The organism is Agrobacterium deltaense RV3, from assembly GCF_900013505.1.
GTDB classification, from domain to species: domain Bacteria; phylum Pseudomonadota; class Alphaproteobacteria; order Rhizobiales; family Rhizobiaceae; genus Agrobacterium; species Agrobacterium leguminum.
Window position 1 is genome coordinate 1,788,497 of the sequence record NZ_LT009745.1, and the last position, 8,950, is coordinate 1,797,446.

8 protein-coding genes are annotated in these 8,950 nt (G+C 62.1%); 7 read left to right on the forward strand and 1 reads right to left on the reverse strand.

Annotated features, from left to right (window positions below):
- The first annotated feature begins 225 nt into the window (after positions 1 to 225).
- Positions 226 to 1,167 (forward strand): carbohydrate kinase family protein, encoded by a 942-nt coding sequence (locus AGR7B_RS09030; protein ID WP_080856503.1) that lies wholly within the window; start codon positions 226 to 228, stop codon positions 1,165 to 1,167.
- A 29-nt stretch (positions 1,168 to 1,196) separates the two neighbouring features.
- On the forward strand, positions 1,197 to 2,120 hold the full coding sequence (locus AGR7B_RS09035) for a pseudouridine-5'-phosphate glycosidase (protein WP_065655925.1): 924 nt from the start codon (positions 1,197 to 1,199) through the stop codon (positions 2,118 to 2,120).
- Positions 2,121 to 2,406: 286 nt separating this feature from the next.
- Here AGR7B_RS09035 and AGR7B_RS09040 read toward each other — a convergent pair whose 3' ends face one another.
- Positions 2,407 to 4,638 carry an OmpA family protein gene (locus AGR7B_RS09040; RefSeq protein WP_080857041.1) on the reverse strand — a complete coding sequence of 744 codons (2,232 nt, stop codon included), beginning with the start codon at positions 4,636 to 4,638 and terminating at the stop codon, positions 2,407 to 2,409.
- A gap of 336 nt (positions 4,639 to 4,974) precedes the next feature.
- On the opposite strand from AGR7B_RS09040, the gene AGR7B_RS09050 reads away from it, so the two are divergent.
- From AGR7B_RS09050 to AGR7B_RS09070, 5 genes are all read left to right on the forward strand, one after another.
- Positions 4,975 to 5,748 carry an ABC transporter substrate-binding protein gene (locus AGR7B_RS09050; protein ID WP_065655922.1) on the forward strand — a complete coding sequence of 258 codons (774 nt, stop codon included), beginning with the start codon at positions 4,975 to 4,977 and terminating at the stop codon, positions 5,746 to 5,748.
- A gap of 112 nt (positions 5,749 to 5,860) precedes the next feature.
- Positions 5,861 to 6,664 (forward strand): ABC transporter permease, encoded by an 804-nt coding sequence (locus tag AGR7B_RS09055; protein ID WP_059760406.1) that lies wholly within the window; start codon positions 5,861 to 5,863, stop codon positions 6,662 to 6,664.
- Complete coding sequence (locus tag AGR7B_RS09060; RefSeq protein ID WP_080856504.1) at positions 6,661 to 7,491, forward strand: ABC transporter permease; 831 nt, start codon at positions 6,661 to 6,663, stop codon at positions 7,489 to 7,491. The genes AGR7B_RS09055 and AGR7B_RS09060 overlap by 4 nt, the downstream gene beginning before the upstream one ends.
- 168 nt (positions 7,492 to 7,659) lie before the next feature.
- Complete coding sequence (locus AGR7B_RS09065) at positions 7,660 to 7,926, forward strand: usg protein (protein ID WP_003522173.1); 267 nt, start codon at positions 7,660 to 7,662, stop codon at positions 7,924 to 7,926.
- 84 nt (positions 7,927 to 8,010) lie between these two features.
- Positions 8,011 to 8,835 carry a class I SAM-dependent methyltransferase gene (locus tag AGR7B_RS09070; RefSeq protein ID WP_080856505.1) on the forward strand — a complete coding sequence of 275 codons (825 nt, stop codon included), beginning with the start codon at positions 8,011 to 8,013 and terminating at the stop codon, positions 8,833 to 8,835.
- Positions 8,836 to 8,950: the final 115 nt, after the last annotated feature.

The window sequence follows — 8,950 nt, forward strand, 5'->3', positions numbered from 1 at the left end:
GAAGCCGCACAGGCAATGAAGCAGTATTGAAACCGTATGTACTCTATTTGTTCTCATTTCGCAAGGCTGAGCCAGCATATTGAAAACAAATAGCGATAAGTCGTTTGTTCTGCTTTCGTTTTTCCGTGCCCGGCCCATGGCCGCAAACCGGATGCGAGGTCAGGAATACGTCACTTTAGGCCGAATCGTTCGGTCTTTCCATCCGCCAAAGAGGGAAACGCAAGCGTGAAGAAAATACTCGTTCTGGGCGGCGCGCATATCGACAGGCGCGGCATGATCGAGACTGAGACGGCGCCCGGCGCGAGCAACCCTGGCTCCTGGATGGAAGAGGCCGGCGGCGGCGGTTTCAACGCCGCGCGCAATCTTTCCCGCCTCGGTTTTCAGGTCCGCATCATCGCCCCACGCGGCGGCGACGCGACCGGTGAGGCGGTGGCGGAGGCCGCACGGCAGGCGGGCGTGGAAGACACGCCCTTCACCTTCCTCGACCGCCGCACGCCGAGCTACACCGCCATTCTGGAGCGCGACGGCAATCTGGTCATCGCGCTGGCCGATATGGACCTTTATAAGCTCTTCACCCCGCGCCGCCTCAAGATACGCGCCGTGCGCGAGGCGATCACGGCGAGCGACATCCTGCTCTGCGACGCCAATCTGCCGGAAGACACGCTGACGGCGCTCGGCCTCGTCGCCCGCGCCTGCGAAAAGCCGCTGGCGGCCATCGCCATATCCCCCGCCAAGGTGGTGAAGCTGAAAGCGGCGCTCGGCGATATCGACATTCTCTTCATGAACGAGGCGGAAGCCCGCGCGCTGACCGGCGAAACGACGGCCAATGTCCGCGACTGGCCCGACATCCTGCGCAAGGCCGGGCTTGCCGGCGGCGTCGTCACCCGCGGCGCAAGCGAGGTGGTGGCCTTCAGCAGGACGGAGACGGCGATCCTCCATCCGCCCCTCATCCGCGAGGTGAAGGACGTGACCGGCGCGGGCGACGCGATGGCGTCGGGTTATCTCGCCGCCATCGCCGAGGGAAAGACGATTGCGCAAGCGTTGAGGCAAGGCGCGGCGGCAGCGGCCATCACCGTGCAATCGCCCTTCGCCACCTCCCACGAACTATCAAAAGACAGTGTCGAAGCCATGTTGGGGCTTGTTCCCCGGGCTGAAATGCTGGCATGAACCCGCTTTTAAAAACTGGAACAGATGAAATGACCCGCCCTATCTCCCCGCTCCTGCCCATCGTCTATTCTCAGGAAGTCGCCGCCGCCAAGCAGCGCGGTGCGCCGATCGTGGCGCTCGAATCGACCATCATCACCCACGGCATGCCCTATCCCGGCAATATCGAGATGGCGGAAAGCGTCGAACAGATCATCCGCGATCAGGGTGCGGTTCCGGCCACCATCGCAGTCATTCACGGTACCCTGCATATCGGCCTTGAGAAAGACCAGCTCGAGGCGCTGGCCCAGACCACCGACGCCATGAAGGTTTCGCGCGCCGATATCGCCTTTGCGATCGCCGAACGCCGCACCGGCGCCACCACGGTGGCCGCCACCATGATCGCCGCCGCCCGCGCCGGCATCCGCGTTTTCGCCACCGGCGGCATCGGCGGCGTGCACAAGGGCGCTGAAGAGACATTCGACATCTCCGCCGATCTGACCGAGCTTGCGAAGACCGGCGTGATCGTCGTCTGCGCCGGCGCCAAGGCCATTCTCGATATTCCGAAGACGCTCGAGGTTCTCGAAACCAACGGCGTGCCGGTCGTCACTTTCGGCTCGGAAGAGTTCCCGGCTTTCTGGTCGCGCTCCTCCGGCCTGCCGAGCCCGCTCTCGCTCAACAGCCCGGCGGCAATCGCCAATTTCCAGACAACCCGCGAACAGCTCGGCATCGATGGCGGCATGCTGGTGGCCAATCCCGTGCCGGAAGAGGATGAAATTCCGCGCGAGGAAATGGAAATCTACATCAACCGCGCCATCTCCCACGCTGAACGCGACGATATCACCGGCAAGGAAGTCACCCCCTACCTGCTCGGCGACATCTTCCGCCTGACGGATGGCCGTAGCCTGGAAACCAATATCGCGCTGGTGCGCAACAATGCGCAGCTGGCAGCGGAGATTGCGGTGGCGCTGAATTAACCGCCGGGTTTGGGATTATCCTCAAGTTTGCGGGTGACGGCAGGGTTCGAAAACCTCTCCTCCGTCATGCCGGACTAGATCCGGCATCCAGCCACGGCGCGTCTGCGCCGTGAAAGAGTCTTTCGTGATCAAGGACTTGATCACGCTGGACCCCGGATCTGGTCCGGGGTGACGGATTGTGGATGATCAAGCTTTGCCAAACGCCTCGGCGCTGGGGACATCTTAAGCAACAAAAAAGCCCGGAGAGCTTGCGCTTCCGGGCCTTTGTTTTTCCTGTCGAACCCGATCAGTTCTGGGCGACCGGCTTCACCAGCGGCGTCACGCGGCGGATGGTGACGCGGCGGTTCTGCTGTTCCGGGCCGAGCGTCTGGACCTTCAGATAACGCTCGCCATAGCCTTGTGTCGCAAGGTTTTCTGGCGGAATGCCGTAAACATCGGTCAAGACATTGGCGACGGAAGCGGCGCGCTCGTCGGAAAGAACGAGGTTGCTTTCATCCGAACCGACGGCGTCGGTATGGCCCTCGATCAGGAAGGTTTCACCAGGGTTCTTGTCCAGCGCCTTGTTGATCGCATCCGCCACCTTGCGCAGCGAACGGGCCTGCGTCATCGGGATTTCGGCGCTACCGGTGGCAAAGGTGATGGTATCGAGGTCGATACGGCGCACCTTGTCGCGGATACGGGCCGAATAACGCACTTCATCCAGCGAATAGACACGCTCCACCGGCTCGACCGGCGGCTGTTCCAGGAAGCGATAATAATCGCGGTCCGGATCGCTCGAGGTGTCGATGATGTAATCCGTCACGGGAATGCGCAGGCGCATCGGCGGCAGGTCGAGGCCCGGATCGCGATAGACGTAATCGCGGTCTGGATCTTCCATGAGCTCGGGCGCATAGAACAGCACATATTCGCGGCCGCGATCGTCGATGCGCGAGCGCTGGATCACGTCGCCATAACGGTTGCGGATCGTCACCACCTGCGTTCCGTCACGGCGCTCCACGGTTTCGCGGACACGGCCGCCGGGCAGACGCTCGTAATAGGGCTCGCCGCCATCGCGGATAAAGCGCTGGTTGTCGTCGCCGCGCACCACGACACGGTCGCCGAATTGCAGGATGATCGGCGCATCGCGGTCACGGTCACGCGGACGGCCTTCGCGCGGCTGCCATTCGCGCACGCCTTCCGGCCGCTCATATTGCGGGCGGCGGTCGACACGCTCACCCTGCTGCGAGGTGATGGCTTCCATCTTGACGGGCGGCGGCGGGGCCTTGCCTTCGGCGGCGCCGGCGCGCTGCGCCTCGGCGTCGGAGGTCGGAACCTTCACGTCACCGGCCTGCTCGCGTTCGCGACGGCGCTCCTCGCGGGTCTGGCGGTTGCCGGAACGTTCCACTTCCTTGTCGCTGTCGAGAACGGCGGCGCCCTTGTCGACCGGCAGAATGACGGTATCGGCGGTCTTGGACGGGTCCTTGGCGATTGCCTTGGCCTTGTCCAGCTCTTCCTTCGTCATCGGCGGCGCTTCCGTCTGCGGAACAGCAACCTGATTGGGAACGGGTTCGCCGGCCGGCGCCTGTCCGGTTGTCGTACCGCTCGGCGGCGGCGGCGGCGCGCCTGGCAGCGGGGCTGCCGGTTCGGTTCTGCCCTGACCCTCTACCGGCGGCTGTTCCGAAGGCTGACGGCCCGGCGCGGGGTTGGGCTGGGCTTCAGGTGCCGGCGGACGCGCGGGCGTCGGCGCTTCGGTCGGAACCGGTGCTTCCTTCGCGGCAGGCTCGGGGGCGGCCGGCTTTTTCTCCGGAACGGCTTTTTCGGCCGGCTCGGCTTTCTGTTCCGGGGCCTTTTCCTCTACCGGTGGCTTTTTGGCGGGTGCCGGTTCGCGGGGCTTGGCCGGCTCACCGGCATTTTCAGGGCGTACTGCGGGCTCCTGTTCGGCAGCAGGTTCCTTCGCGCGCTCCTTGCGGGGACGCTCGGGACGCTGCTCGCCCTCACCTGCGGGCTGCTCGGCCCGTTCCGGCTTGCGCGGACGTTCCTTCGGCTGCTCTTCGGCAGGTGCGGCTTCGGGTGCGGCCTCGCGCTGCGGCTCCTGCGCGCGTTCGGGTTTGCGGGGACGCTCCTGCGGCTGCTCGGCCGGCGCGGGCTCCGGGCGGGCCTCACGCTGCGGTTCCCGCTGGGGTTCGGGCTGCGGCTCCCGTTGCGGCTCAGGGCGCGGTTCGGCAGGCGCGGCTTCGCGCTTGGGCTCCGGTTCGCGCTGCGGCTCCGGCGCACGCTCCTGTCGTTGGGGCTCGGCCTGCGGCTGCTCCTCTTCGGCCTGCTTGCGACGCTTGCGCAGTTCCTCTTCCGGGTTCGGTTCTTCCGGCTGCGCCTGCGCCAGAATCACCTGACCGGTCGCAGCATCGCCGGGAAGCGCTTGCGACACGGGCGTCTGCGCCCGCGCAGCACCGGCAAAACCGGCCGCGGCCGGCTCCACCGCAATCGCCAGCGACATGAGGGGGAAAACCACCCCCGTCAGCAATGTGTTCTTCTTCAGCATCGGTGTTTCCTCATCTGCCATTATTGGTCGCCAGTCTTGCGACATCTTGATTCCGGCTGCGCGTGCAGGCGCTGGTCAACGCCTCGCACACACTTCGGTTCCCATGATGGACAAAGCCTTCTGTACCGGAAATGAACAGATCAAGGCGTTTTCGTGGAAGCTCTGCGGCACAATCGCGGTCACTAATATTGCAGTTGCATTTTTTGACCAACCGGATGAATAATCGCATCCGCGCTGAAGGCTACAGGCGGTATCATCCGCTGCGCCCTGCGCCCATGGCGTCCGCACTGAAAACAACAACAGACCGCGGATGAACGACCAAAAGAGAGGATCGAAATGCCTATTTCCACCCGTCTGCTCGCAGCCGTATCGATTGCCGCTATCTCGCTGTTTTCAGGTGCTGCCCTCGCGCAGGACAAGATCGTTATCGGCACCGAAGGCGCCTATCCGCCCTTCAACAATCTCGAAGCCGACGGCACGCTGACCGGCTTCGACATCGACATCGCCAAGGCGCTGTGCGAACAAATGAAGGCCGAATGCACCTTCGTCACCAATGACTGGGACGGCATCATCCCCGCCCTTCAGGCCAAGAAGTTCGACGCCATCATCGCGTCCATGTCGATCACGCCCGAGCGTCTCGAGAAGGTCGACTTCTCCAAGAAATATTACAACACCCCGCCGGCCATCGCCGTGCCGAAGGATTCGCCGATCAAGTCCGTCGACGATCTGAAGGGCAAGTCGCTCGGCGCGCAGGGTTCCACCACCCACTCCAATTATGCTGAAAAGCATTTTCCGGATGCCGACGTGAAGATGTATCCGACCGCCGACGAATATAAGCTCGACATCGCCAATGGCCGTATCGACGCCGTCATCGACGATATCGTCGTTCTGTCGGAATGGCTGAAGACGGATGCGGGCGCCTGCTGCAAGATCCTGACGCCGCTCAAGGTCGATCCCGAGATCAACGGCAATGGCGCAGGCATTGCTGTGCGCAAGGGCGACACGGCGCTGGCTGACAAGTTTACGGCCGCAATCGCCGGTATCCGCGCCAGCGGCAAGTATCAGGAGATCAACAAAAAATACTTCGATTTCGACGTTTACGGCGATTAAGCCGGTTCGATCTGTTGAAATCTCGTGGCGGAAGGCTTGCCCTTCCGCCATTTTTGTTTGAAAACGTCACGATAACAATCACGGCGGCTTAAGACCGCAGGGGAAAATTGGCATGAGCGGAGCATTTTCCGCCATAGGTGCGTTCTGGACCTATGTCTCGACACTTCTCGATCCCTTCTGCGGGCCGGTCGGTCTCTTCTCGCTTTTCGGAAACGGCACCCTGGTCGCCTGCGGCGATGCAGGATGGGGCGATGAAATCGCCTTCGGCGTCAAGGTCACCATCTCGCTGGCGCTCGCCACCCTGCCCGTCGGGCTGCTGATCGGTTTTCTCATCGCGCTCGCCGCGCAATCGGAAGAAAAATCGCTGCGGCTGGCGACCGGCATCTACACCACCATCTTCCGCGGCCTGCCGGAACTGCTGACGCTCTTCATCGTCTATTACGGCATCCAGATGCTGCTGCAATCGGTGGCCGGTTATGTCGGCATCACCGGTCCGGTCGAGATCAACGCCTTCGTGGCGGGCATGGTGGCGCTGTCCGTGGTGTTTTCGTCCTATGCGTCCGAAGTGCTGCTCTCCGCCTTCAAGGCCATACCGAAGGGGCAATATGAGGCAGGCGCGGCACTGGGGCTTTCGCGGGGCCGCACCATGGTGCTCATCATCATTCCGCAGCTGGTCAGGATCGCCCTTCCCGGCATGACCAATCTCTGGGTCATCCTGCTGAAAGACACCTCTTACGTCTCGATCATCGGCCTTGCCGATATCGTTCGCCAGACCGGCATTGCCGCCCGCGTCAGCAAGGAAGCCTTCTTCTTCTACAGCATCGCCTGCCTGCTCTACCTCATCCTCGCGCTGCTTTCCTCCATCGGCATCGGCTTCATCGATCGCTGGTCGCGCAAGTCGGAGGTAAGCCGATGAGCCATATTCAGGAACTCATTCCCCCCCGCCCCGCCCCGGCCGTTGCGGACAAGCCGCTCAATATTTCGCGCATCGTCGGCATCGCCGTCATCACGCTCTGGCTGCTGCTCGCCGCAGGGCTGATCTTCGCCATGATCGAGGGCTGGGACTGGGACAAATTCCAGCGTTACGGGCCGCGCTATATCGATGGTCTCATCACCACCATCACCCTCGTCGGCAGCTCGATCATTCTCGGCGCCATTCTTTCCGTGCCGATCGCCTTCGGCCGCATGTCGGAAAACCGCATCATCGGCGCGCTGGCCTATGCCTATGTCTACGTCTTCCGCAGCACGCCGCTTTTGGCGCAGCTTTTCCTGATCTATTACGGCCTCGGCAGTTTCCGCCAGGGGCTGGAAGCCGTGGGCCTGTGGTGGTTCTTCCGCGAGGCCTGGTATTGCGGCCTGTTGTCGCTCACCCTCAACACTGCCGCCTATCAGGCCGAAATCCTGCGCGGCGCGATCCGCAGCGTGCCGCGCGGCCAGCATGAGGGCGCTGCCTCGCTCGGCCTGTCGAAACTCATCACTTTCCGCAAGATCATCCTGCCGCAGGCGCTCATCGTCGCGCTGCGTCCCTATGGCAACGAAATCATCCTGATGATCAAGGGTTCCGCGGTGGTCTCTATCGTCACCGTCTTCGACCTTATGGGCCAGACCCGCTACGCCTTTTCCCGCACCTTCGATTATCAGGCCTATCTGTGGGCCGCGATCTTTTACCTGACGATCGTCGAAACGCTACGGCATGTCTGGGCATGGCTGGAAGCCCGCCTGACCCGGCATCTCAAGCGCTAGTCGCAACGTTGGCAGCACTCATCAATGAAGGCTGCCAACATTTTGAAAAATATAAATATTTTGTGACAACCCATGTCTTTGGCAAGCTTGGATTAACCATGACGTGTTCCCATATTCGATACAGCGGTAACGCTGTGATCGGCAATCATGGAAACGGGAACCGCCGTCATGAACAAGGACATGGAAATGATGCTGAGGGGCTACGGCCTCACCACCGCCCAGATATTTTATCGCCTGCCGGATCATCCGCTGGTTCTCCAGACTTATGTCTGGCAGGACTATGATCTTGCCCCGGACTTCCCTGAGATGCATGGCTTCCTCAAATTCTGGAAGGAAAAGCTCGACGGACCGCTGCATTCCGTCCGCTACGTGCACCGGCAGGTCATCTCGGCGCAGGAATGGCGCGCGCTCAAGGGGGAGTTCATCATCCACTGAGCCATCGCGCCACATAAATATTGCGCCCGCCCCCGATGCGGCTTACAGCAAACCTCAACTGAAGATGCTGACGGATAAGGCACGATGACCAAGAACCAGAAAATCGACGAAGAGGCGCTTGCCGAGGCCTATAACCGCGCGCTCGCGCTTGAAAAAGCCGGCGATGTGGACGCGGCGGTGAAGGCCTATGAAGAGGTTCTGGCCATCGATCCGGACGATCACGGCGGAGCGGCCGTTCGCATCGCCGCCATGGGCCGGGGCGAAACCCCGCCGAAGGCGCCTGACGCCTATGTCGAAACCCTGTTCGACCAGCATGCCGAAGCTTTCGAGGATATTCTTGTAGAACAGCTCGGTTATGCCGTGCCGATGATGGTGCGCCAGCGGTTGCAGACGCTGAACCTCGGCCCCTTCAAGCGCCTGCTCGATCTCGGCTGCGGCACCGGCCTCACCGGTGAAGCGCTACGCGATATGGCCGAGGATATCACCGGCATCGACATTTCCGAAAACATGGTCGAGATCGCCCATGAGAAGGACCTCTACGAGACGCTCTACGTCGCCGAAGCCGAGGATTTTCTCGAGGATAATGACGACGAGCCTTTCGACATCATCACCGCCACCGATGTGCTGCCCTATCTCGGCGCGCTGGAGCCGCTGTTTTTCGGCGCCGCCGAAAACCTCAATGCCGGCGGCCTGCTGATCTTCTCGTCGGAAACCCTGCCCGAAGAAACCCTGGCCGGACGCCCCTATATGGTCGGCCCGCACCAGCGTTTCGCCCATGCGGAAACCTATGTCCGCGAAAGACTGGCCGCGACCGGTTTCGAGGTTCTCGAGGTGACCGACATCAACGTGCGCATGCAGGACGGCAATCCGACACCCGGCCATCTGGTGATCGCCAAGCTCAAGGGTTGATGCGACATAGGAGGCTTGTGCCCCGACGTTTCGGCAGTTTTCTTCTCCCCCCCGGGGAGAAGGTGGCCCGAAGGGTCGGATGAGGGGGCTAGCTCTCCGCGTATCTCTACCCTTG